The following is a 23,473-nucleotide window of genomic DNA, read 5'->3' as shown; positions in this document are numbered from 1 at the left end:
CGAATTGAAATATGGGATTAATTATTTCTGGAAATATATAAGATCAGTTGCTGAAAAATTGCTACCCTTTTTAACCTTGGCCCAACAGGCATCCACACCGAAAAGCTCCGATACCTCAAGCTCCCCTTTGTATTTTCCTTTTATTGTTCCGAGCGGCATTTTTGTCTTTGAATCTATGATTTGTTCCCCTGGAGAATATACGTCAAGGATGCTGCCCTTGTCTATACCGGATTGTCTTCCAGCATTAACATAAATTTTTCCATCCTCAACTGATGCAACTCTTGCATGCCAATCCAGCGTGAGTATAGCCTTTAAAAGATCCTCTGCCAATAATTCTATAGCCAGATCTATTGCCTTTATCTTTGCTTTTTCTGTACTCATTTCACCTTTCTCTCTTGAGAGAGATATAGGGTTTCTGCCGGATAGTTGTTTGAGAACAATACCTGTGTCGGTATTGTAAACTTCAATAGAGATTTTAGATATCGCAAAAGAAGTCTCTTTTTCTTCTTTGCCCTCAATTTTTGAAGAACTGGTATAGATATCCGAAAGCGTTCCCTTTAAAACAGCCTGTATCCCATAAAGCTCATTTAAATATTTCATGTTTTCAGGGTTTGTAAGTGCTCCTTTGGTATTCACTGTATGGGGGTCTACACAGATAATTGCACCGGCGTTCTCAAGTCTCGTTATAAGCCGTCTTGTTGCCAGTTCTCCCAGACCCTCTTCTTTATAATTTGTCTGGTCTACCAGGGGCAGCACAATTACCCGCCTCTTCATCTTGGGCGACGGATAGTTAAATGTAATCATTGTCATGCCCGGCATAAAACCCATGCCTGCCGGAAGAGAACCGATCTGGTACGGATATACCATCTGCGGAGCAATTCCTTTCTTTTTTAGGTCTTCCTCAAGCCTGGCAATCCTTTTTTCCATTTCTTCGCGCTCTTTCTTTCCAGCCGGTCCACCCGCTGGACCAGTCAACAAATTCTCCCCGAAACGCGGGCTATACTGATCTTTTCTTACCCATACATATTCCGGCTCATAAGGTGTGAGCATATACTTTCTGTTGGATGCATAAATATATTGAACTCCGTCGATAACCTTGATATCGCCAGGCTTAGGTTTAGATTCATCAATGTTTTCAACGTTTTCCATTTTTTTGTCTGATTTGGCAGAAGGGGACTTTGCCGATGTGTCTTCTTTCTTTTTTGAAAAGGTACTGCAGGAAACAATAAACAATATTATTACGAGGAGGATCAGAAATTTTTTAAACATTTAGGTGATTATAGTTATTTATGGCGGCAAAGTCAAACAATAAAATATGATATCCAGATACACCCTCAAAAATGCCGGGCATTACTCTTCAAAGACATTAACAAACTTAAAATACTCGCCGTCAAATAATCCCCTGTCACTCAACTTTAATTTAGGTATAACAAGGAGCGCCATGAAGGAAAGGGTCATAAAGGGAGCATCCAGGTGTGAGCCGAGCTGCTTGGCAAGCCGGTCTATCCGTGAGTACTGCCTCGCCACGCTGAAACCATCCTCATCAGACATAAGACCTGCGATAGGAAGGGGGAGTATTTCCCGGACATTGTCATATGAAACCGCCAGCCCTCCCTTATGCTCAATAACAAGGTTTACTGCACTGCATATGTCTTCATCTGTAGCACCGACGGCAATTATATTGTGTGAATCATGTGACACAGATGATGCAATGGCGCCTTTCACCAAACCGAAGTTCTTCACAAAACCTATTGCGGGCATGAGATTCTTGTATCGGTTAACAACTGCAATTTTCAAAATGTCTCTCTCAATATCCGGAACAATATATCCGTTTTCCTGTTTCAATATTGCCTGGGCACTGCCGGTTATTACCTGATGATTTATCGCCTCTATTATATGTACTTTTATATGTACTTTATTCCCCCTTGCTTTCATTGCAAATTCGCCTGTATTATGCATTCCTGTCTTAAAATTATTGATGCAGCTTACTGTTGCGTGAGACAGTAAAGACTTTCCATTTTCGGCAACGATGCGACCCTTTATGTATGTCTTAAGTACATTAAAACTATTCAAATCATCAATCTCTATAAAGTCCGCATCATCTCCGGCCCTCAACAAACCTACATCGAGCCCATAATGCAGGACAGGGTTCACACAGGCACATTTCAATATAATCATTTTGTCTATACCCATGATAACCGCTCTCTTTACAAGACCGTTTATATGACCGGCAACAAGATCATCGGGGTGTTTATCGTCACTGCACAACATGCATTGTTCGGGATATTTTGCAATCAAATGGCTCAGGACATCAAAATTCTTCGCAGCAGACCCTTCCCTCAGAAGAAGCTTCATGCCCATGGACAGTTTTTCTTCTCCCTCGTCATACTGGAAGGTCTCATGGTCTGTTGATATGCCGGCGTCTATATACCGCTTCAACGCTTCACCTCTAAGACCGGGAGCATGACCGTCGATGGGTTTTCCGTTTTTTTTTGCAATCTCGATCTTCGCCATCACATCCGGGTCACCCTCTATAACGCCCGGAAAGTTCATCATCTCGCTTAAATATTTAATTTCCTTGCTTTCAAGCAAAGTTTCTATCTCGTATTGCCCAAGTGAGGCACCGGCTGTTTCAAAAACCGTTGCAGGCACACAAGGTGGTGCACCAAAGTAGAACTTGAAGGGAACAGACTTTCCGTTCTCGATCATGAACTTTATCCCATCCATGCCAAGCACGTTTGCAATTTCATGTGGATCAGATACGGTAGCCACCGTACCATGCATTGCTGCCAGTCTGGAGAATTCGGAAGGTGCCAGCATGGAGCTTTCTATATGAACATGTGCATCTACAAAGCCTGGAAGGATAAAGGTATCATATTTCTCATTATTCCTCGAAATGGCCGCTATTTTCCCGTTCTGAATGTCAATTATGCCGGGATAGATTATAGAATTTAATACATCTACGATATTGGCGGAAATTTTCATACACCGGAAAATGAGAGGATAAAAGGATGAGAGATTAAAAGGTTAACTAAACTTCATCCTTTCCCGATTTATTCGAATATAGAGCACCGAAACGGCGTGCCCTGTTACTTGCCGACACTGATAATATTAGTTTCGCTGTATGCACGCATATATGCATTGATATTCTTCTGTGCAATCACCCCGAAACGTTCCCGAACCGGTTCCTCCAACGCTTCTATGCTGACAATACCCGAGGCTTTCACCAAAGATCCTATCATGGTGGTATTTGTAATTGGTATGCCAAGCTCCTCTTTTGCTATCTTCGAAGCATCAACATGGGCTATGTTGCGTCCCGGAAACATCGCCATCAACTCATCGGCAGACTTATTGGAATTTATAATGATAAAACCATGTTCTTTTAAGCCGGCTGTCGGGTTTGCGGCAACCAGTAATGTGGGGTCCAGTATAATAACATTATCCGGGTAATATATCTTGGACCTGAGCCTGATAGGCGTATTTGAAACACGTAAAAAAGCCTGAACAGGAGCACCTCTCCTTTCCGGACCAAAACTCGGGAATGCCTGAGCATAGTGATTAAGTTTTATTGCAGCCTGGGCAACAATTTCTGCGGACGTAACTGCGCCTTGGCCTCCTCTTCCGTGAAATCTTACCTCTATCATTTATCCTCTCCTTTTGACGTAAAAATATTTTTTATTCTCCATTCCGTGCCCTTTGGCGAATCCTGTAAAAAGATACCCTGCCCGGATAGCATTTCACGGATTTCATCCGCTCTCTTATAATTCTTACTATTTCTCGCATCTATCCTTTCTTTCATCAGACCTTCAAGAGAAGGCGTATCTAATCCGACACGCCTTAGGTGACGGATTTTCTCTTGGGAATCGAATGTATCGAAATCGCTTTTTAAGAATCCAAGGACATCTGCAATCGAAGTAAAAACATTCTTGGTATAGATAATGAACGGCCAGGCACTTTCATCGTTACTGTCAATCAACTTATTCAGCATCTTTGACAGCTCAAACATATAGGACAATGCAAGCGCTGTATTGAAATCATCATCCATAGCCTCATAGAATTTCTTTTCAATCTCTGCAGCTTCATTAAATTCCTTTGTTGCAACTTCTTTAGATCTTTCTATTTTTAAGGCTCTCTCAAGGGTATAGTAGAGCCGGTAAAGACTGTTGTTGCTATCTTCTATCGATTTTTCGTTGTAATCTACTGGACTTCTATAATGTGTTGAAAGAAAAAAGAGCCTTAGTGACTCGGGGTGGTATTCTTTTACAAAATCCTTTATTAAAAGAAAGTTACCCAGAGATTTAGACATTTTTTCCTTCTGAATGTTAACAAAACCGTTATGCATCCAGTAATTTACGAACTTACTGCCCGTGGCAGCTTCTGTCTGAGCTTTTTCATTTTCATGATGCGGAAACACCAGATCTTTTCCTCCGCCATGGATATCAAAAGGGTTGCCAAGGTACTTTGTGCTCATAACAGAGCACTCAAGGTGCCAGCCCGGCCTTCCTTTTCCAAAGGGGGTGTCCCATGAGGGCTCACCTTCTTTTGACGCTTTCCAAAGTGCGAAGTCAAGGGGATTTCTTTTTCTTTCATCCACTTCAACCCTTGCGCCCGCTATCATTTCTTCAAGGGGTCTTTTTGAAAGGGCGCCATAGTTTTTGAAACTCTCAACGGAAAAGTAGATATCGCCGTTTATGTTATAGGCATAGCTTTTTTTCAGAAGTGTTTCGACAAGAGCAATCATATCATCAATATGGTCGGTTGCCTTCGGCTCATGGGTAGGTCTTAAAATGTTCAGCGCATCCATATCCTCGTAAAAAGATGTTATGTATTTCGCGCCTACATCTTTCCAGGGAATTCCTTCTGCATTGGCCTTTTTAATAATTTTATCGTCAATATCGGTGAAGTTTTTTACAAAGGTAACTTCATAGCCCCTTGTCTTCAGGTATCTGTAAATCACGTCAAAAACAATTGCGCTCCTGGCATGTCCCACGTGACAATGGTCATAAACAGTAACGCCGCATACATACATTTTGACGGCATCAGGCTGCACAGGTATAAATTCTTCTTTTTTTCCTGTAATCGTATTGTAAACTCTTATAGCCATGGCGTATTTTTAACATAACGGACAGCGCATTGTCAAAAGTATCTTTGATGGAGCTTCCTGACTTTTTCATCGGGTGCAGAAAGTCCTAATTAAGTTTAAATACCGGCAATCAACAGGGAGGAAAAACCATAATGGGGAATAGGCAGCATATTGTTAAAAAAGAAAGTTTCCTCTCAATCTTGTACCTACAGGGAAATCTCTTCTTTAGTCAGATAGCACTGCGGGTCTTCTGCCCACACATCGCCTGTCACAGCCTCTGCCCTGACCCTGAAATTCCCCCCGCATATATTGAGCCATTTGCACATTGCGCATCTGCCTTTAACAAAGTGTTTCTTATCTTTCAGCTTTGCCATAAGCTCATTTGAGGTGTCCATCCAGATTTCGCTGAAGGGCCTTTCTCTAACATTGCCAAAAGCATAATGCCTCCAGAACTGGTCTGCATGGACATATCCTTCCTCATCCACACAGGCAATACCTCTCCCAGATGCATTCCCTTCATTCATCATAAGGAGTTCATATACCTCTTCCGCCCTTTTCCTGTCCTCTTTCAAAAGCCGTAAATATATGTAGGGACCGTCTGCGTGGTTATCAACAGTAAGCACTTCAATCGGCCTGCCTTTGTCAAAAAAGGTCTTTGTACGCTCCAGAATATAATCAACAACATTCCTTGACTCATTGTGCGGAAGATCTTCTTCAATCAGTCTGGAGCCTCTTCCTGCATATACAAGGTGATAGAAACAAACCCTCTCTATACCTTCTTCCTCAATAAGGTCAAAGACCTTTGGAATCTCTTTATAATTTCTTTTGTTTATTGTGAACCGCAAACCTACTTTTATCCCTGCCTTCTTTGCATTCCTGATCCCGGTTATGGCACGGCCAAAAGCCCCCTCAACACCCCTGAAGGCATCATTTATTTCTCCAATGCCGTCAATGCTTACCCCTACATAGGAGAGAGAGAACTCTGAAAACACCTGCGCCTTTTCCTGCGTAATGAGAGTACCGTTTGTTGAGATGACTGCCCGCATTCCTTTTTTGACTGCATGACCGATAAGGTGCGGCAAGTCATCCCTGAGCAGGGGCTCGCCTCCTGAAAAGAGGATTACAGGCGCACCAAAGGCAGCAAGGTTATCAATCATATCCATGCCTTCCTGTGTTGAAAGCTCTTTCCCTCTGTATCCCTCGTTTTCGGCAAAGGCATAACAGTGCACACATCTCAGATTGCACCGTTTTGTCATATTCCACACAACTACAGGTTTCTTATCCTCCGAAAACTGGAGCAGATGCGAAGGCAGTTTTGACGAATCCCTGCCATACCTGAGAGGGTCTGAGGCTTCAACGGCTCCACAGTACAACTTTGATATGCCGATCATGATGTTATTTTGTATGTAAAATATGCAAAAGTCAACGAAGTTATCTCTGCGCCCCCATCCATCCGGATTAAAATCATCCCGAAAGTTCCTTATAAAGCATTGGAGGCTCAAAATTTAAGAATCTGTTATACTTTAACTGTGTTATAATCAATCAGATTTAAAAAACCATGTTAAAGGAGTATCAAAATATGCCCTTTTTAGAAATTATCTCGGTGATAATTCTTTTAATCCTAAACGGTATTTTTTCAGCAGGGGAAATGGCCATTGTTTCGATGAGAAAGAGCGAGATAAGGGAAATGGTAAAAGAAAAAAAAAAAAAAAAGGCCGAGGCATTGTTCGAAATGAAGGAAAATCCGGAAAGGTTCCTGTCTGCAGTACAAATCGGCATTACTTTGTTCGGCACTCTTGCTTCAGCAATAGGAGGCGTCTTTTCGGTAAAATACTTAAAACCATTATTTGACAGGGTACCTTTTGTCCGGGTGATAAGCGACAGTGTTTCTCTCGTAATTGTGGTAGTGGTACTGACGTATTTTTTTCTCATTATCGGTGAGCTTGTACCGAAATATATCGGCATAAATTATAAAAAACGGGTTGCTCTCTGGGTTACACCCATATTCGGGTTTACCTCCAGAGTATTCTTTGTTTTTGTTAATTTTATGTCACTTTCTACAATGTTCGTGGTGCAAAGTCTTAATCTGAAAAAACGCGAAGAACATGTAGGAGAAGGTGAAATAAAAATACTGCTGGAGGAAGGCAGGAGGAAGGGCATCTTCGATAAGACAGAGGAGGAACTGATTCATGGCGTATTTGAATTTGCCGACAAATCAGTCAAAGATGTTATGGTCCCCAAACCGAATATTTACAGCATCAATATTGAAGAAAGCAAGGAAACAATCATGGAATATATCGTTGAAAATGAGTTTTCACGTTACCCTGTTTACAAGCACAATCATGATAACATTGTAGGTATTGTCTATCTTAAAGATATTTTTAAGCAAATGTGGGGCCAGCAGGCGCATTTCAATCTTGAAAGACTGGTGAGAAAACCCTATTTTGTACCTGATACAATGAAAGTGAGCGTCTTGCTGAAAGAAATGCAGAAGAGACGCCAGCACCTTGCTATTGTAATTGATGAATATGGAACAACCGTTGGCATTGTAACACTTGAAGACCTTATGGAGGAAGTATTCGGGGAGATTATGGATGAGACAGATGTGGACGACAGGATAGAAAAACTGAAGGATGGTACTGTCATTATCGATGCCTCCTATTCTGTCAGGGACCTGAACAACAGGTTAAATATCAATCTGCCGGAATCTCCTGATTATGAGACTCTCGGCGGGTTTATCCTTGTCCGGATTCAGGACATCCCAAGGGGCGGAGAGATAATTTATCATGGTGCGCATAGATTCACCATAGTGGGCATAGAAGGAAAAAGGATTACAAAAGTTAAACTGGACAAACCCTGAAGAAAGTCAGCCGCAAGTTGATAACCATATTCCCATTGAAAATACAGGGGTTATATGGTAGGTTTATCAGATTGAAAAGGAGGTAACATATGGGATCTGATACAAAGAAGGTGGAATTGAGAAGAAAGAGGAAAAGAACAGCTTCAGGAAAGAAGAGAAAAAGAGTTATGTCTAAGATGTCCACACCGGTTTTTCCTATCCACATAGAAAAAAATGAGTAATGCTTTCCGTTATGAAATAGGTCCGATTAGACCTCCAAATGAGGCATACAGCCTTTTGTTGAGGTTTACCCGGAACTGCCCTTGGAACCAATGTGCCTTTTGCCACGTATACAAAAAGAGGAAGTTCGAAGCAAGGGATCTGGAAGAGATAAAAAAAGACATTGATACTGTAAAAGCCATACAAGACGATATTGTAAATTTATCGCTGGAAAAGGGGTTCGATGGTAAGATAACCGAATCTCTGGCCGAATACATATTCTCCGGCAACACCTATAATGAATGTTACAGGAGCGTAGCTATCTGGCTTTATTTTGGCGGGAAAAACGTATTTGTACAGGATGCAAATTCTCCTGCCATGAAAACGGATGTTTTTGTCAGTGCACTGGAATATTTAAAAGATAAATTTCCAACTGTAGACAGAGTAACATCCTATGCCCGTTCAAGAACTATTGCAAAAAGATTATCCGTTGATGACTTAGTAAAGATGAAAAATGCCGGGCTTACAAGGCTTCACATAGGTCTTGAATCGGGCAACAACGCCCTCCTTAAGTATATGAAAAAAGGGGCAACCAAAGAAGATCATGTTGAATGTGGAAAAAAGGTCAAAGAATCAGGCATAGAACTTTCTGAATATATTGTTCTCGGCATGGGCGGCAAAAAATGGTGGAAAGAACATGCAATTGAAACTGCTGAAGTCCTTAACCGCATAGACCCGGATTTCATAAGGTTCAGAACATTAAAAGTTTTAAAAGATATGCTTCTTTACGAAAAACTTGAAACAGGTGATTTTACACTTTCGACAGAAGAGGAAATCGTTCTGGAGGAAAGGCTGTTAATAGAGAACCTGGATGGAATTACAAGCCATATAAAAAGTGACCACATTCTTAACCTGCTCGAAGAGGTCGATGGCAAGCTTCCGGAAGATAAAAAAAAGTTGCTGTCGATTATTGATGAATTTCTTTCTCTTACCGAGGAACAGAAGCTTGTATTCAGGTTCGGTAGAAGAGCCGGCATTTACAGAGGATTAAACGATTTAAATGATGAGCTTACATACTTCAAAATAAAAAAGCAAATCCGTGAAATGGAATCAAAAGAACCGGGCAGCACTGAAAAAACCCTCTCGCTGCTACTTGATAATTATATTTAACAAAACAGATAATCCCATATTTTCCATTAAGATAAGTAACGGTGTCGGGTTATTCCCAGCAAACACGCTTATTACGCTCCTGCGGCTTCATTCGCTCGCGTTCGGCTTCGGAACTTCTGCTTATGCAGAAGGCCAAGCTTCCATTACCGGGGCTTGTGTCGCCCCCTCCACGAACCAAGTCCGTGGAGCCTCCCCCTCTCGCTCACCTAGTGAGCTAAATGAGATACCTGCCTCTCGACGGTTTACTTAGAACAACCCGACACCGTTACCAGTGACACATCCGGGATAATTTTTTGAGACCTTCGCAAAACTCCACAATATTCGCCCCTTGACCACTCAGGCAAAAACCCCTTATAATAAGAAAATTTGAAACGCAGGGAGAAGACTATGATAAATACCGTTATTTTATTTGGAAGCCCGCGAAAAGAGGGCAATACAGTCCAGCTTGTAAACATATTGTCGAAAACATTAAGAGAAAAAGGACATAACGTTAGAACTATATACCTTAACGACCTGAACATCAGGCCCTGTCAGGGATGTCTTGCCTGTTTGCCTGAGGGAATATGCAGGATAAATGATGATATGAAAGACATACGTAAATATATGATGGAATCTGACATTATTGTCTATGCAACGCCCATCTACTGGTTTTCCCCATCCAGTCAATTGAAACTTGTAATTGACAGGTCTTTAGCTTTTCTTGATGAAAACTATGGGTCACGGATCAAAGGTAAAAAGGCCGTCACCATCATGACCTGTGCTGATGAAGATATTGAAACATGCAGGCCTTCCATAGATATATTCAAGAAGACCTTCAGCCTCCTTGGCCTTGAATATGCGGGCAGCATTGAAGCAATTGGATGCGAAGAGAAATGCACAGTCAGGAACGAGTATAAAAAGAAAACAAAAAAACTCGCAGAATCAATAGCATGAATATAAAAGGCCCCCTGTATTTTACAACAAAAAAGGTGGGCAAAGCTATCTGGGATTATCAGATGCTCAAAGAAGGGGATAAGGTACTGATCGGCGTGTCAGGCGGCAAAGACAGCCTTTCCCTTCTCAGGATCATGAAGGAACGGATAAAATTTGTCCCTATAAACTATGAGATCACCGCATGTTTTGTGGATATGGGTTTTGACTGGATCAATAAGGACATATTAATAGAACATTTTAAAAAAGAAGAAATTCCTTATATCGTTGCGCCGCACCCTGACGGATGGAACGGAGAAGAAACCTTCGGCTGTTTCTGGTGCAGCTGGAACAGAAGAAAGGCATTGTTCGACCTTGCCTACAAAGGCGGGTATAACAAGATTGCCTTTGCCCACCACATGGATGACATTATTGAAACAATGCTTCTGAATCTCTTTTTTCAGGGTGAAATAGGCACCATGCGTCCCTATCAGGAGATGTTTGACGGCGAGCTCGCAATCATAAGGCCCCTGGCATATGTAGAGGAAAAAGAGATAGTCAGGCTTGCAAAGGTGCTCGAACTGCCTGTCATCTCCTCTGAATGCCCCAATGGTAAAACATCCAAAAGGAGTCTTGTAAAAGGCATCGTTGCAGAACTTAAAAAACATAACCCGAATGTAAAGAAGAATATCTTCCGGAGCCTGCAGAAGGTAAGGAAGGAATATCTGCTGGATTGATTGTAATACCATGCTTCTCGTGCTTCCTGTCATAGCATGAAAAAGGTGGTGACGAGGTTTGTTTTTACTTTACATGAATGCATATCACACGTATAATATGCGTATAAATATGTGGAGGTGATAACAATGCCTAAATGCAAACTCAATATCACAATTGATGGAGACCTTATTGAATATATAAAAATCTATGCAGAACAACAGCGAACTACGGTATCCGAGGTTTTTACGCAATTTATTCTTAATCTTAAACGGGTTAAAGAAAAAGACCCTACAGAAATAATTCTGGCTGATAATGAATTTAAGGAAACCCTCATGCAAACTATCGCAAGCATTAAATCCGGTGATGCAAAATGGTTAAAATATGATGAGGTTTTCTGATGGAAGTCTTGTTTAGCAATGCCTTTGTCCAGTCTCTCAAAAAACATAGCTCCATTAAAAAGATAATCCGGAAAAAGGTAGATATGATAATAGAAAATCCTATTGCCCTGGGAGAACCCTTAAAAGGTAACTTCAGGGGATACTACAGCTGTCCTGTCAAAAAAAACTTTCTTATCATCTATTTGTATTGCAGGTTATGTAGAAAAAAAGGTGATGAAAAAACAGTCCTCTGCTTCAATTGCCATGAAAATAATGATGAAACCATCAAATTTGTAGACATGGGGCCACACGATAAAGCATATATTCAAGGTTAACGATTGGTACAGCGTTGTAACATAAGAAAATATTTGTATTTTCCATCTTTGAGAGTTAGAATTTTCATTACAGGAAAATGAAAAAAAGAATAGTGGTGTTGAACGACAGCCAGAGTGAAGGGATGAGGACTTACCAGCTTAGTTAAAAACATTTGCGATATTAACTATTAATGGAATATAACAGATAACGACAGAGGCAAACAATGTCTAAAACTCAAAGCATAATATCTCCAAACCTTGAGCAGTTTATCGAGCAAAAAGTTCTTGAAATCATTGGTGACCCGGATTCAGGTCTTCAATTAAAAAAGGATTTCAAATTAAAATTAGAAGAAAGGCTAAAAAACCATTCTAAACGAACTTCCCATAAAGAGGTCTTAAAGAAATTTGTATAAGCTTGAATGGATCTCTTGTTTTGTCTTAAAGCCAACATAACCCTGAAATTTCATTGACAAAAAGCCTTCATAGGGATAGGATTTCACAAACCACAGAGTATAAATAAACTTACCGTCCATCCCAAGGGGAGAGAAAAGGAGCGTGAGTGCCCGATAAAGAAGCCACTGCCCGCATCAAGATTAACAAGCTGCTCGAAGCAGCAGGGTGGCGCTTCTTCGCTTCAGCAAAAAGCCCTGCCAATATCTGTCTTGAACCAAGTGTCACGATCAAATCTATTGATCTCAACGACATGGGCCAGAACTTCGAGAAAACAGGCAAAGGTTTCATTGACTTCCTGCTTCTTGATGCAAAGGGATTCCCTTTCATCGTCCTTGAAGCAAAGTCAGAGGACAAGAACCCGCTTGCCGGCAAAGAACAGGCACGCAAATACGCCCGTTCCCAAAACTGCCGCTTTGTCATCCTGTCCAACGGCAACCTGCACTATTTCTGGGATTTGGAACGTGGCAACCCCTATGTCATAACTTCCTTTCCAACCCCGGATTCGGTGACAAACTATCAAAAAGTTACACCCAATCCTCAGCGCCTTATCGAAGAGCAGGTCGGCGATGATTACATCGTTCTTACCCAGCGCCCGAATTATCAGTCTGAAGCTGCGTGGCGCAATGATGCGGAACGCCCCGGTTATATCCAGTCCAACAAACTGCGTTTCTTGCGCCCCTATCAATTGAAAGCCGTCCACATGCTTCAAGCTGCCATAAAGGAAGGTAAAGACCGTTTTCTTTTTGAAATGGCCACAGGAACCGGCAAAACCCTCACTGCCGCCGCTGTTATCAAACTTTTTCTTCGCACCGGCAATGCCCGGCGTGTCCTCTTCCTTGTGGATCGCCTCGAACTTGAAGATCAGGCCAAAAAAGCATTCACGTCTCTGCTGTCCGCCGATTTTCAAACAATCATCTACAAGGAAAACCGGGACGACTGGCGGCGTGCGGAGATCGTGGTCACCACTGTGCAATCCCTGCTTTTCAACAACAAATATCAGCAGCTCTTCTCTCCGACCGATTTTGACCTCGTCATCTCCGACGAAGCGCACCGTTCTATCGGCGGCAATGCCCGCGCTGTTTTTGATTATTTCATCGGCTACAAGCTGGGTCTCACTGCCACGCCCAGGGACTACCTCAGGAAGTTCGACAATACTAATCCATCCACCCGCGATCCCCGCGAGTTAGAGCGTCGGCTGTTGCTCGACACCTACCGTACCTTCGGTTGTGAAAACAGCCAGCCAACCTATCGCTATTCACTGCTGGACGGCGTGAAGGAAGGTTACCTTATTAATCCCACGGTAGTGGATGCCCGTACTGAAATCACCACAGAACTACTTTCTGATGTGGGTTTCGTCGTCTCTTTTGTTGATGAAACAGGCGAGGACCAGCAGGAGGCATTTAAGCAACAGGAGTTCGAGAAGCGTTTTTTCGCCGATGCCACTAACCAGCTTTTCTGCAAGACCTTCCTTGAAAATGCCCTGCGCGATCCTGTCAGCGGGGAGATCGGCAAGTCCATTATCTTTGCCGTCAGCCAGAACCACGCCGCCAAGTTGGCGCAAATTTTAAATCAGATGGCCGACAGGATGTTCCCCGGCAAATACCAATCCGACTTTACAGTACAGGTCACATCCCAGATCCCCGACGCCCAGCAGTTTACCATCAACTTCGCCAATAATAATCTGCTCGGCTCGGCAAACTTTCTGCCTGCTTACAAGACCAGCAAGGCGCGGGTCTGTGTGACCGTAGGTATGATGACCACCGGTTACGACTGCACTGACATTCTCAATCTCTGCCTTTTCCGCCCCATCTTCTCGCCGACTGATTTCATCCAGATCAAGGGGCGCGGCACCCGCAATCACAACTTCCTTGAACAGCTTTTCGATGACAGTCTCAAAGATAACGTAAAACAGCCGCAGAAGTCCGCCTTCAAGCTCTTCGACTTCTTTGCCAACTGCGAGTATTTCGAGGAGGAATTCAAATACGATGAAGTGCTCAAATTGCCGAAACCCCAAAGCGGCCGCCGTGAAGGGGGAGATGGCGCACCAATAGTCACAGGCGGCGTCTACGACCACCCAGGCGCGGACATCCTTGCCTCTATCAGGGAAGAAACTATTGGCTTTGAAGGGATGAAGATCGACCGCATGTTCTTCGAGAAATTCGAGGACACCATACGCGAGAACGCGACTATCGCCAGCGCTGTCGAAGCCGGGCAATGGGATCGCATCATTGACTACGTCAACCGCGAGGTCTTTGACAAACCCGAGGAATACTACAACCTCGACAAGTTGCGCAAAGCTGCTGCCGTGGATCGCCGCCTTACCCTGCGCGAGATCCTGGAAAAAATCTTTGGCCTGATCCCGCGTTTTAAGTCCAGGAATGAACTGCTGGAAGAAGAATTTGCCAAATTTGTCGCTGACTACAAACCTGAAGAGGCCGAGGCCATCCCGGCAATCAAGAATTATTTTAAGGCCTATGTCACCAGTGATTCGATCCGCCACATCATTGAGGGCAAGCTTTTCACCGATCTTGCCACTAATCCGGTTTTTTCCAGCCGTGACTTTAAGGCTGTGCCTCCGAAATATCGCAGTCTCATCCCGGAATATGTCAAGGATTACGTGTCTTTGAACCAGTTCACCACATAGAGGGTAAAATGATATGACTACTAATGAACCTTTGATACCAAAGCATGGCGGCTACCGAAAGCTAAAGAGCTTTCAGGTGGCACAACTGATTTATGATATAACGGTCCGTTTTTGCGATAGCTACATTGAAAAACGCAGCCGCACTCACGATCAAATGGTACAGGCGGCAAGGTCTGGTGTGCAGAACATTGCAGAAGGAAGTCAAGCCTCGGGAACCTCGAAAAAGACCGAGCTCAAACTCACAAACGTGGCAAGAGCCAGCCTCGAAGAGTTGCGGCTCGACTATGAAGATTTCTTGCGCCAGCGTGGATTACCGATATGGGATCGTAACGATCCCCGCAGACAGGGACTGATCGACCGCCGATGCGCAACCGCTGGTGAGGTGGTACAATGGGTGCGGGAAGAACAACGAAAACAGGATGGTGGACGAGGTGGACAGAGTAGTGGACTTAGTGGACAGAATGCGTCCACGCCGTCTACTGTAGCTCCTTTGTCTACATCGTCCACCAGGTCTACAGTGTCCACTCCGTCCACCAGGTCTGTTGCGTCCACTCCGTCCACCAGGTCTGTTGCGTCCACTCTGTCCACTGTAGCTCCTTTGTCTACATCGTCCACAAAGTCCACGCCGTCTACCAGTCCTGCAATCTCCGTTCCTACCTTTCCCGAAATTACTGCCAACGCTGCCCTGGTGTTGCTGGTGGTGGCCTGCAGTCTGCTTGACCGACAACTGGCAGCCCAGGCAAAAGCCTTCGAGACAGAAGGCGGCTTTACTGAGCGCCTCTACCGCGTGCGCTCCGAAAAGCGATCATCACGCTTTTCGTCCACCCAGTCCACTAAGTCCACCGGTTCTACAACGTCCACTAAGTCCACTGACGATTAAGGAGACCCATGCTCGACACTGACACCAAACGCCGTATAGATACCGCCCGCGATATCCTCGTCGGCAAAGTGCCCGACCCCAAGAGCCAGGTGGAACAGATCACCATCGCCCTCATCTACAAGTTCATGGACGACATGGACGCTGAGAGCGAGGAGTTCGGCGGGAAGCGCAAGTTCTTTGCCAATGAGTTTGCTCACTACGGCTGGGCTAAACTTATGCGCTCCGGTCTGGGCGGCCACGAGACACTGAATCTCTACGCCGAAGCCATTGCCAGAATGCCGGAGAACCCCGGCATCCCGCTGCTTTTCCGCAACATTTTCAAGAACGCCTATCTGCCTTACCGCGACCCCGAAACACTCAAGATGTTCCTCAAGGTAATTGACGAGTTCAACTACGACCACAGCGAAAAACTCGGCGATGCTTTCGAGTATCTGCTCTCCGTGCTCGGCTCCCAGGGGGACGCCGGACAGTTCCGCACCCCGCGCCATATCATCGATTTCATGGTAGAAATCATCGATCCGAAAAAAAACGAGACCATGCTTGACCCGGCCTGCGGCACCGCCGGGTTCCTCATCTCGTCATACAAGCATATCCTGCGCGCGAATTCGGTTCAGACTTCACCGTCCACCTCGTCCAGTCCGTCCACACTGTCCACTTGCACCCTGACTCCTGACGAAAAAGGGCGCCTCGCGCAGAACTTCAAGGGCTACGACATCTCGCCCGACATGGTGCGCCTGTCTCTGGTAAACATGTATTTACACGGCTTTGCCGATCCGCACATCTTTGAGTACGATACCCTCACCAGCCAGGACCGCTGGAACGAATACGCCGATGTGATCCTCGCCAATCCGCCCTTCATGTCGCCGAAAGGAGGCATTAAGCCCCACAACCGCTTCTCGGTGCAGTCCAAGCGTTCTGAAGTGCTCTTCGTAGACTACATGGCCGAGCACCTCACACCTAACGGCCGTGCCGGCATCATTGTGCCCGAGGGTATAATCTTCCAGAGCCAGACCGCCTATAAGCAACTGCGCAAGATGCTGGTAGAGGAGCACCTCGTCGCTGTGGTCTCGCTTCCGGCTGGCGTGTTCAACCCCTATTCCGGCGTCAAGACCTCGATCCTCATCCTCGACAAGTCGCTGGCCAGGAAAACCAACACCATCGCCTTCTTCAAAATCGAAAACGACGGCTTCGGCCTCGGCGCCCAGCGCCGCGAGATCGACAAAAACGACCTGCCCCCCGCCGCCGCCTTCCTGAAATCTTATTTCCAGTCCACCTTGTCCACGTCGTCCACCACGTCCACTCCGTCCACCCCCAACGCTCTAATTGTGGAAAAAGCCAAAATCGCAGCAAATGGGGAATATAATCTGAGTGGGGAGAGGTATCGGGAGAACGGAGTCCGGCTCTCGGTGTTTCCACTGCGTCAGTTTGAGGACGTCTGCACTTTGGAATACGGTGCATCTCTTCCGAAGGAGAAACGCATTGACGGACCCTACCCAGTTGTCGGATCAAACGGCATTACTGGCTACCACAACGAGTATCTCGTCGAAGGTCCAGCGATCATTGTGGGACGCAAAGGCTCGGCGGGCGAAGTCACTCTTATTGAACAGCACTGTTTCCCGATCGACACCACCTACTATGTCAAACAAACAAATCCCAGCAAGTCGAACATCGTCTTCCTGTTTTGGATACTGAAGAGCCTGAACCTCCCTGATTTGCGAGGCGGTGCTGGAATACCCGGCCTTAATCGAAGCGACGTCTACAACACACATCAAATCCCCCTCCCTCCCCTTGAAGTGCAGAAAGAAATCGTGGCAGAAATCGAGGGCTACCAGAAAGTCATCAACGGCGCGCGTGCCGTCCTCGACAACTACCGCCCCCACATTCCCATCCACCCCGACTGGCCGATGGTGGAGTTGGGGCAGCATTTCGCAACTATGAGCGGAGGCACTCCGTCCAAGGTTGAGCATAGGTTCTGGATGGGCCAAATACCGTGGGTGTCCCCCAAGGACATGAAGGCGGACCTTATTGAGGACACCGAGGATCACATTTCAGAAGCAGCCGTTGAAGCGAGTGCAACAAAGTTGATTCCCGCCGGGTCTGTTGTCTGCGTAGTCAGGTCAGGCATCCTCAAGCATTCATTCCCGGTGGCCCTACTCGGCGGAGATATGTGTATCAATCAAGACCTTATCGCGTTCAGGCCAAAAACAGATGCGGTTATTTCCAAGTTCTTGTTCTATGTGTTAAAAACGAGGTCTTCTTCGATCATTGAAGACGGCATCAAGCCTGGGGTGACAGTGCAGAGTTTCTACAACGGGTTCTTTCGAGATTACCTCATCCCCCTCCCACCCCTCGCCACTCAGCAAGCCATTGTTGCCGAGATTGAGGCCGAGCAGGCGCTGGTTGCTGCCAACCGCGAACTGATCGCCCGCTTTGAGAAAAAGATCCAGACCACTCTCGCCCGCGTCTGGGGTGAGGACGAATTGTCCCAAAAGGAAACTGCTACTGTGGAGGGAAAGAAATGAAAGCTCTTTCAACAACAGCCGAATACAGGACATTTTTTAAAGAGATCAAAGAGCATATCCGTAAATCCCAGTATGATACCCTTAAAGCTGTAAATAAGGAGCTTATAAATCTTTACCGGGACATAGGCAATTCAATAGCGGGTTATTGAGGGAAAGATAAATGAAGGGAGTAGAAATGGAACGCAACAAAATCGTGGTTTTTGAGAGCAAGAAGATTCGTCGCATCTGGTACGAAGAGGAATGGTATTTCTCTGTGGTGGATGTCTGCGGGGCTTTAACTGATGCTCCAAATGATCTGACAGCAAGGAAATATTGGAATAAACTCGCTCAGAGATTACGTGCTGAAGGCAGCGAAGTGGTGACAAATTGTCACCGGTTGAAGCTTGAGGCTCCTGACGGCAAGATGAGGGAAACCGATTGCGCCAATACCAAAGGTATGTTCCGTATAATCCAATCCATTCCATCACCGAAAGCTGAACCGTTTAAGCAATGGCTGGCGCAAGTGGGGTATGAAAGAGTACAGGAGATTGAAAACCCGGAGCTGGCACAGGAGAGGATGAAGGAATTGTATGAACTTAAAGGTTATCCGAAAGATTGGATCGACAAACGTTTACGCGGCATTGCCATTCGCCAGAACCTTACTGACGAGTGGAAAGAGCGAGGCATTGAAAGCGAACGGAATTATTCGATTCTCACTGCTGAGATATCAAAGGCAACTTTCGGAATCACCCCGTCCGAATACAAAAATTTGAAAGGACTGACCAGAAAAACTCAGAATTTACGCGACCACATGACTGATTTGGAATTGATCTTCACCATGCTTGGCGAAAAAGTCACTACTGAAATATCACGCAATGAAAAACCGGAAACCTTTGAAAAAAACAGGAAAGTGGCCAAACGCGGTGGAGGAGTTGCCGGAAAAGCACGAGAAGAAACTGAAAAGGAATTAGGGAGAAGTATAGTAACTAACCAGAACTTCTTATTGAAAAAAAAGGAATCCATTGAGGGAAAGGAATGAAATCTCTTTCAACTACAGCCGAATACAAGACATTTTTTAAAGAGATCGAAGGGCGTATCCGTAAAGCCCAGTACGATACCCTTAAAGCTGTAAATAAGGAGCTTATAAATCTTTACTGGGACATAGGCAAATCGATAGTCGCAAAGCAGGATGAGCTTGGCTGGGGCAAGGAAATTGTTGAGACCCTGGCAAAAGATCTGCAAAAAGAGTTCCCCGGGATGCAAGGGTTTTCCAGTGCAAATCTATGGAGAATGAGAAACTTTTATCTCACATATCGTCCGAATGAAAAACTCGCACCAATGGTGCGAGAAATCAGTTGGGCAAAAAATGTCATTATTATGGAGCGTTGCAAAGACGACGTCAGGCGCGAGTTCTACATAAAGATTACAAAAAAGTTCGGCTGGACAAAAGATATACCGGACAATGATTGAATGTGCGCTGAAGGATACGAAAAAGCGATAGGTATATCCCAAAATGACGGAAAAGCTGCCCCGCGAACTTAAAAAATATCTGCCATCTCCCGAAGAGATGATGGAGAGGATAAAGCATCTGGAATAACACTTAAAGGGGGATATGGGGTCTTGTTTTTTGCACTCGAATGGGTGATGGATGCCTATAAAGGATATAAATAACTTGGCGGATGCAGGCAGCAAGGGAAAAGGTAAGGCTGGGAAGAAACATAAAAGGGGATAACTCAGAACGATGGGTTTCAAAGAGTCTGAAAAACGGGAACTGAAAAGGTCAACGTCCGAACTGAAAGAAGCGGTTGTCTCCATTGCTGCCATCCTGAATAAACATCAGAGGGGCGAACTCTATTTCGGAATCAGCAATGACGGAACCGTTATCGGGCAGACCGTCACCGGGAAAACCATACGGGACGTTTCAAAAACAATCTCAGAATGTATCGAGCCGAGGATTTATCCCATGGTTGAGAAAGTTGAGGTAAATTCCAGAGAGTGTATTAAGGTTGAATTCCGTGGAGACGAAATCCCCTATTTTGCATATGGAAGGGTTTACATACGTGTGGGCGATGAAGACAGACAAGTGAGTGCAAAAGAACTTGAAAATATGTTTCTCAGGAAAAATAGGGAGCAGCTTTCATGGGAAGGTAGAATATCCCTACGTTCTCTAAAAGACGTGAATGACAAAACTCTCAGTCAATACATCTCCAAGGCTCAATCTGTGGGCCGGCTTGATTTTGGCTTTGAAGGCATAAAGACAACCCTCAACAAGCTCAACCTTATTAAAGGAAATGCCCTGCTGAATGCCTGCGAAGTTCTGTTCTGTGATTCAAATTCCTTGGAGGTGCAGGCCGCTGTTTTTGCCGGAACCGATAAACTGACCTTTCTCGACATCAAGAAATTTCAGGGTACCATTTTCGATCTACTGGAAAAGTCAGAACAGTATATATCTGAACATATCAACTGGAGGGTAAAGTTCGGGAAGATAAAGAGAGAGGAGATTCCGGAGATACCCATAAAGGCCATTAGAGAGACTCTCGTCAACTCCTTCTGTCATCGTGACTATACCATTCCAAAAGGCAATGAAATTGCCGTATTTAAAGACAGAGTGGAGATTTACAACCCTGGTGCATTTCCGGAAGGGTATACCCCTGAAGATTTCATAACAGGGAAAGAAAGGTCAATCCTCAGAAACCCCCTTATTGCTGAAACCTTATACAAATCGAAAGAAATTGAAAAATGGGGTTCCGGATTGAAGAGGATTTATGAGGAATGCCGGTCGAATGACGTAAAGGTCGAATTTGAAACCCTCAAAAGTGGGTTCCTCGTTGTCTTTCATAGAGATTTAGCGATTGCGGAGACCGAAAATGTTCCGGATGATGGCGGAATAAATGGCGGAATAAATGGCGGAATAAATTCCTTGTTTTCCTACATAAAAAACAACCCCGGTAAACGGTCTATAGACATAGCAAAGAATTTGAGCATATCGTTGAGAACGGCTGAAAGATGGATACGGAAGTTGAGAGATGAGGGAAAGATAGAGTTCAGAGGCAGCAAAAAAACCGGCGGATATTACTTGCGAAGGGCTCATTTATGACAATTAACGGAGGTTGTTATTTGGAATTTCTGGCACCCGCTTGCGGGTGTTGATTGTTGGAATTTTCAGTAAACAAGGAGGATGACGAATGTCGACTAAGAAAACAGTTGAGAGTCCGGAATTTATGTACCTGCCACTCGAAGACATTATAGTGGAAGAACAGGTCCGTTCAGGGATCGATACGGAGAGTGAGTCTTTCAAGGCACTCATGGAATCGATTAAGGACCGGGGTGTTTTAGAGCCTGTCCTTGTAACTCCTAAAGACGGCAAGTATCTGCTGCTCTGCGGAGAACGCCGTTACCTTGCAGCTCAGAAGCTGGGTTTAGAATTCATTCCGGCTCGGATCGTTAATACGATCACCCAGAAGGATGAGATACTGGCTTATCAGTTGACGGAGAACCTTCAGCGGGAAGACCTCAACCCGATAGATCAGGCCAAAGGGATTTTATCATTTATTCAAGCAAGACATCCTGATAAAGGATATTCCTGACTACCTCCAGGATGGAGTTTCTGACACATTGTCAGAAACGGTCAATATCTCTGGAAAGTCAATACGGACGCTGCATCGCACTATTTCACTTTTAAAACTTTCTCCTGAAATTCAGGCTGCAATTACGGCAGGAAACCTGCCTGTTTCCCAGGGGTATCTCTTCGCCACCAATCTTGATTGCCCCGATCTTATGACGATATTTACCGACATTTTAAAAACACCGGTGACCTATACAACTTTAGAGGGCAGACTCATTGCATACAAAAAAGTCAAACCTGACCCGAATAATACGAAGCCCAAATCCGTTAAGAAACAAGTTAAAGGTCTGATATCCATAAAGACAGATTTTGAAAAGGGCATTGGAACCTATATACGGGAAGACGTTGAAAAATATCTCTATGAACTTCAGGTTTTCTGTAATTTTGTGCAGCAACAGACGTTTATAACCCCATACGGTAAAAAAAGACCGCCACAAGTATAAAGACAGTGAATAGTCATTAGTGAATAGTCAAAAAGGCAGTAATAGTGGATAGTGAATAGTGTACGGTTTAATCCCGCTTAATGCGGGACATAGTAGATAGTAAATAGTAGAAAAGATAAGAGGACTTGGCAGGCGGGAAGCGGGAAAGACAGTGAAGCGGAAAAACCTATGAATTTAAAAAAGACGACATATAACCAGTACACAATCTACACTCTTGAAGGCGCGGCGTTATCAATCGTTGATACTTCCACTCTTATTGAACGGTTCCGCAATGCTCTACCTTTAGAAAATAAAGGCAGAGGGGGCATTACATTGCTCGACATAAATGGCGGGCATATAGCCTGCCGGAAGTATATTCACGGCGGGTTGTTCCGGGCTATAACAGGAGATATCTTTTTCAGCGCAAAGAGGGCAATTGAAGAATTAAATATTCTGCTTTACCTGAATGGAGAAGGATTTCCGGTGGTGCAGCCATACGGCCTTATCGTCAGAGAGGGCTTTATTTCAAAATCGCTGCATATCCTTACCATATTTGAGGAAAATGCAGCCGACCTCACAGAGGTTTTGAATACTTCAACACGGAAACAAAGGCTCAGAATAATAAAATTTCTTGCGCAGCTTATGTGGCGTATGGAGACGCTTGGTGTCTATCATCCCGATCTGCACCTGAATAATGTACTTGTAGCTACCGAAGGTACACTGAAATTTCTCGATTTTGACAGGGCACAGAGAAAATCCATCAACAAGACGGATATGGAACGGATGTTCTGGAGGCTAAACAGATACGCGGAAAAGATGGAAAGACAGGGAAAGCTGAAGGTTGATATAAAAGAAAAGCTATTATTTCTAAGGACATACGGGAAACTTTCCGGTTTTGATATTGCCGGGGAAATGGAGAAAAAGATTGGTTTAAAAAGGATTTTTTCGCAGGCCGGCTGGTTTTTCGAATCACTCTTGTATGGGAGGAAAGGGCCGGAAAAATCGGAAATCGGAAATCGGAAACCGTAATTGCGTAAATGAAACCCATCTGTTTTTCAATCTACATTTCATTCCATCTTCAAATCAAAGATGATATCGAGGCGGCAAGGAAGAGGCGACGTAGGCGTACGGTAATAGTACGTCGGAGGAGCAGATGACGCGGCCAACGATGATAGCGCTTTCCCCAGAAAATAAATCTCCCTATACATGTTTGTTTGACTTTGTTTCTTTTTCTCACATGTGGATTAGCCGGTCCGGGTTATAATAATTTCCCCTGCGTGCTCTTTGGCAACACTGTTTTGTCCATATGACCGGCTGAGG

Annotated in this window: 21 protein-coding genes and 2 pseudogenes; 18 read left to right on the top strand and 5 right to left on the bottom strand. The window is 44.6% G+C overall.

The genetic code is table 11. From position 1 onward, the window contains the following. Window positions 1–21: 21 nt before the first annotated feature. From NT010_04720 to ahbC, 5 genes are all read right to left on the bottom strand, one after another. Window positions 22–1,149 carry a hypothetical protein gene (locus NT010_04720; GenBank protein MCX5805358.1) on the bottom strand — a complete coding sequence of 376 codons (1,128 nt, stop codon included), beginning with the start codon at window positions 1,147–1,149 and terminating at the stop codon, window positions 22–24. A 201-nt stretch (window positions 1,150–1,350) separates the two neighbouring features. Then, window positions 1,351–2,985, bottom strand: coding sequence for an adenine deaminase (ade, locus tag NT010_04715; GenBank protein MCX5805357.1), 1,635 nt, complete (start codon window positions 2,983–2,985; stop codon window positions 1,351–1,353). A 104-nt stretch (window positions 2,986–3,089) separates the two neighbouring features. Further along, entirely contained in the window at window positions 3,090–3,644 is a 555-nt protein-coding gene (locus NT010_04710) for a 2-oxoacid:acceptor oxidoreductase family protein (GenBank protein ID MCX5805356.1), read from the bottom strand. Beyond that, on the bottom strand, window positions 3,641–5,104 hold the full coding sequence (gene cysS / locus NT010_04705; GenBank protein ID MCX5805355.1) for a cysteine--tRNA ligase: 1,464 nt from the start codon (window positions 5,102–5,104) through the stop codon (window positions 3,641–3,643). Before cysS ends, NT010_04710 begins: the two co-directional genes overlap by 4 nt. Window positions 5,105–5,289: 185 nt before the next feature. Continuing rightward, window positions 5,290–6,474 (bottom strand): 12,18-didecarboxysiroheme deacetylase, encoded by a 1,185-nt coding sequence (gene ahbC, locus NT010_04700; GenBank protein MCX5805354.1) that lies wholly within the window; start codon window positions 6,472–6,474, stop codon window positions 5,290–5,292. A gap of 188 nt (window positions 6,475–6,662) precedes the next feature. On the opposite strand from ahbC, the gene NT010_04695 reads away from it, so the two are divergent. The 18 genes and pseudogenes from NT010_04695 to NT010_04610 all read left to right on the top strand — a co-directional run bounded on the left by NT010_04695 (window position 6,663) and on the right by NT010_04610 (window position 23,182). Beyond that, the gene (locus NT010_04695) at window positions 6,663–7,943 is read left to right on the top strand and encodes a hemolysin family protein (protein ID MCX5805353.1); all 1,281 of its coding nucleotides are present in this window, start codon (window positions 6,663–6,665) and stop codon (window positions 7,941–7,943) included. An 89-nt stretch (window positions 7,944–8,032) separates the two neighbouring features. Further along, window positions 8,033–8,164 (top strand): hypothetical protein, encoded by a 132-nt coding sequence (locus NT010_04690; GenBank protein MCX5805352.1) that lies wholly within the window; start codon window positions 8,033–8,035, stop codon window positions 8,162–8,164. A 55-nt stretch (window positions 8,165–8,219) separates the two neighbouring features. Beyond that, a complete protein-coding gene (locus tag NT010_04685; protein MCX5805351.1) occupies window positions 8,220–9,311 on the top strand; it encodes a radical SAM protein in 1,092 nt (363 codons plus the stop codon). A 387-nt stretch (window positions 9,312–9,698) separates the two neighbouring features. Then, the gene (locus NT010_04680) at window positions 9,699–10,244 is read left to right on the top strand and encodes a flavodoxin family protein (protein MCX5805350.1); all 546 of its coding nucleotides are present in this window, start codon (window positions 9,699–9,701) and stop codon (window positions 10,242–10,244) included. After that, window positions 10,241–10,957, top strand: coding sequence for a tRNA 2-thiocytidine(32) synthetase TtcA (locus NT010_04675; GenBank protein ID MCX5805349.1), 717 nt, complete (start codon window positions 10,241–10,243; stop codon window positions 10,955–10,957). The genes NT010_04680 and NT010_04675 overlap by 4 nt, the downstream gene beginning before the upstream one ends. Before the next feature lie 126 nt (window positions 10,958–11,083). Next, window positions 11,084–11,335 (top strand): DUF6364 family protein, encoded by a 252-nt coding sequence (locus tag NT010_04670; protein MCX5805348.1) that lies wholly within the window; start codon window positions 11,084–11,086, stop codon window positions 11,333–11,335. Further along, window positions 11,335–11,649 (top strand): hypothetical protein, encoded by a 315-nt coding sequence (locus tag NT010_04665; protein MCX5805347.1) that lies wholly within the window; start codon window positions 11,335–11,337, stop codon window positions 11,647–11,649. Before NT010_04670 ends, NT010_04665 begins: the two co-directional genes overlap by 1 nt. A 203-nt stretch (window positions 11,650–11,852) precedes the next feature. Continuing rightward, a complete protein-coding gene (locus NT010_04660) occupies window positions 11,853–12,041 on the top strand; it encodes a hypothetical protein (GenBank protein ID MCX5805346.1) in 189 nt (62 codons plus the stop codon). A gap of 146 nt (window positions 12,042–12,187) precedes the next feature. Continuing rightward, window positions 12,188–14,725, top strand: coding sequence for a DEAD/DEAH box helicase family protein (locus NT010_04655; protein MCX5805345.1), 2,538 nt, complete (start codon window positions 12,188–12,190; stop codon window positions 14,723–14,725). Window positions 14,726–14,738: 13 nt separating this feature from the next. After that, window positions 14,739–15,533, top strand: a pseudogene (locus tag NT010_04650) (four helix bundle suffix domain-containing protein). Window positions 15,534–15,613: 80 nt separating this feature from the next. Continuing rightward, window positions 15,614–18,127 carry an N-6 DNA methylase gene (locus NT010_04645; GenBank protein ID MCX5805344.1) on the top strand — a complete coding sequence of 838 codons (2,514 nt, stop codon included), beginning with the start codon at window positions 15,614–15,616 and terminating at the stop codon, window positions 18,125–18,127. After that, complete coding sequence (locus NT010_04640; protein ID MCX5805343.1) at window positions 18,124–18,276, top strand: hypothetical protein; 153 nt, start codon at window positions 18,124–18,126, stop codon at window positions 18,274–18,276. The genes NT010_04645 and NT010_04640 overlap by 4 nt, the downstream gene beginning before the upstream one ends. A 26-nt stretch (window positions 18,277–18,302) precedes the next feature. Then, a complete protein-coding gene (locus NT010_04635; GenBank protein MCX5805342.1) occupies window positions 18,303–19,145 on the top strand; it encodes a Bro-N domain-containing protein in 843 nt (280 codons plus the stop codon). After that, window positions 19,142–19,561, top strand: a pseudogene (locus tag NT010_04630) (DUF1016 N-terminal domain-containing protein). Before NT010_04635 ends, NT010_04630 begins: the two are co-directional and overlap by 4 nt. Window positions 19,562–19,847: 286 nt before the next feature. Next, window positions 19,848–21,203 (top strand): putative DNA binding domain-containing protein, encoded by a 1,356-nt coding sequence (locus NT010_04625; GenBank protein ID MCX5805341.1) that lies wholly within the window; start codon window positions 19,848–19,850, stop codon window positions 21,201–21,203. A gap of 88 nt (window positions 21,204–21,291) precedes the next feature. Continuing rightward, window positions 21,292–21,693, top strand: a complete 402-nt coding sequence (locus NT010_04620) for a ParB/RepB/Spo0J family partition protein (protein ID MCX5805340.1) — start codon at window positions 21,292–21,294, stop codon at window positions 21,691–21,693. A 28-nt stretch (window positions 21,694–21,721) separates the two neighbouring features. Then, on the top strand, window positions 21,722–22,174 hold the full coding sequence (locus tag NT010_04615) for a hypothetical protein (protein ID MCX5805339.1): 453 nt from the start codon (window positions 21,722–21,724) through the stop codon (window positions 22,172–22,174). Between the two features lie 168 nt (window positions 22,175–22,342). After that, a complete protein-coding gene (locus NT010_04610) occupies window positions 22,343–23,182 on the top strand; it encodes a hypothetical protein (GenBank protein MCX5805338.1) in 840 nt (279 codons plus the stop codon). Window positions 23,183–23,473 lie beyond the last annotated feature (291 nt).

The organism is Pseudomonadota bacterium, assembly GCA_026388275.1.
GTDB lineage: Bacteria > Desulfobacterota > Syntrophorhabdia > Syntrophorhabdales > Syntrophorhabdaceae > JAPLKB01.
This window is presented reverse-complemented; position numbering and strand designations above follow the sequence as displayed.

Bases quoted from the DNA above. Each gene is read 5' to 3' on its own strand.
- NT010_04635 (MCX5805342.1), top strand. From the start codon at position 18,303: ATGGAACGCAACAAAATCGTGGTTTTTGAGAGCAAGAAGATTCGTCGC.
- NT010_04720 (MCX5805358.1), bottom strand. From the start codon at position 1,149: ATGGAAAACGTTGAAAACATTGATGAATCTAAACCTAAGCCTGGCGAT.
- NT010_04640 (MCX5805343.1), top strand. From the start codon at position 18,124: ATGAAAGCTCTTTCAACAACAGCCGAATACAGGACATTTTTTAAAGAG.
- NT010_04680 (MCX5805350.1), top strand. From the start codon at position 9,699: ATGATAAATACCGTTATTTTATTTGGAAGCCCGCGAAAAGAGGGCAAT.
- NT010_04665 (MCX5805347.1), top strand. From the start codon at position 11,335: ATGGAAGTCTTGTTTAGCAATGCCTTTGTCCAGTCTCTCAAAAAACAT.
- NT010_04675 (MCX5805349.1), top strand. From the start codon at position 10,241: ATGAATATAAAAGGCCCCCTGTATTTTACAACAAAAAAGGTGGGCAAA.
- NT010_04660 (MCX5805346.1), top strand. From the start codon at position 11,853: ATGTCTAAAACTCAAAGCATAATATCTCCAAACCTTGAGCAGTTTATC.
- NT010_04645 (MCX5805344.1), top strand. From the start codon at position 15,614: ATGCTCGACACTGACACCAAACGCCGTATAGATACCGCCCGCGATATC.
- NT010_04610 (MCX5805338.1), top strand. From the start codon at position 22,343: ATGAATTTAAAAAAGACGACATATAACCAGTACACAATCTACACTCTT.
- NT010_04710 (MCX5805356.1), bottom strand. From the start codon at position 3,644: ATGATAGAGGTAAGATTTCACGGAAGAGGAGGCCAAGGCGCAGTTACG.
- NT010_04620 (MCX5805340.1), top strand. From the start codon at position 21,292: ATGTCGACTAAGAAAACAGTTGAGAGTCCGGAATTTATGTACCTGCCA.
- NT010_04695 (MCX5805353.1), top strand. From the start codon at position 6,663: ATGCCCTTTTTAGAAATTATCTCGGTGATAATTCTTTTAATCCTAAAC.
- ahbC (MCX5805354.1), bottom strand. From the start codon at position 6,474: ATGATCGGCATATCAAAGTTGTACTGTGGAGCCGTTGAAGCCTCAGAC.
- cysS (MCX5805355.1), bottom strand. From the start codon at position 5,104: ATGGCTATAAGAGTTTACAATACGATTACAGGAAAAAAAGAAGAATTT.
- NT010_04670 (MCX5805348.1), top strand. From the start codon at position 11,084: ATGCCTAAATGCAAACTCAATATCACAATTGATGGAGACCTTATTGAA.
- ade (MCX5805357.1), bottom strand. From the start codon at position 2,985: ATGAAAATTTCCGCCAATATCGTAGATGTATTAAATTCTATAATCTAT.
- NT010_04690 (MCX5805352.1), top strand. From the start codon at position 8,033: ATGGGATCTGATACAAAGAAGGTGGAATTGAGAAGAAAGAGGAAAAGA.
- NT010_04625 (MCX5805341.1), top strand. From the start codon at position 19,848: ATGGGTTTCAAAGAGTCTGAAAAACGGGAACTGAAAAGGTCAACGTCC.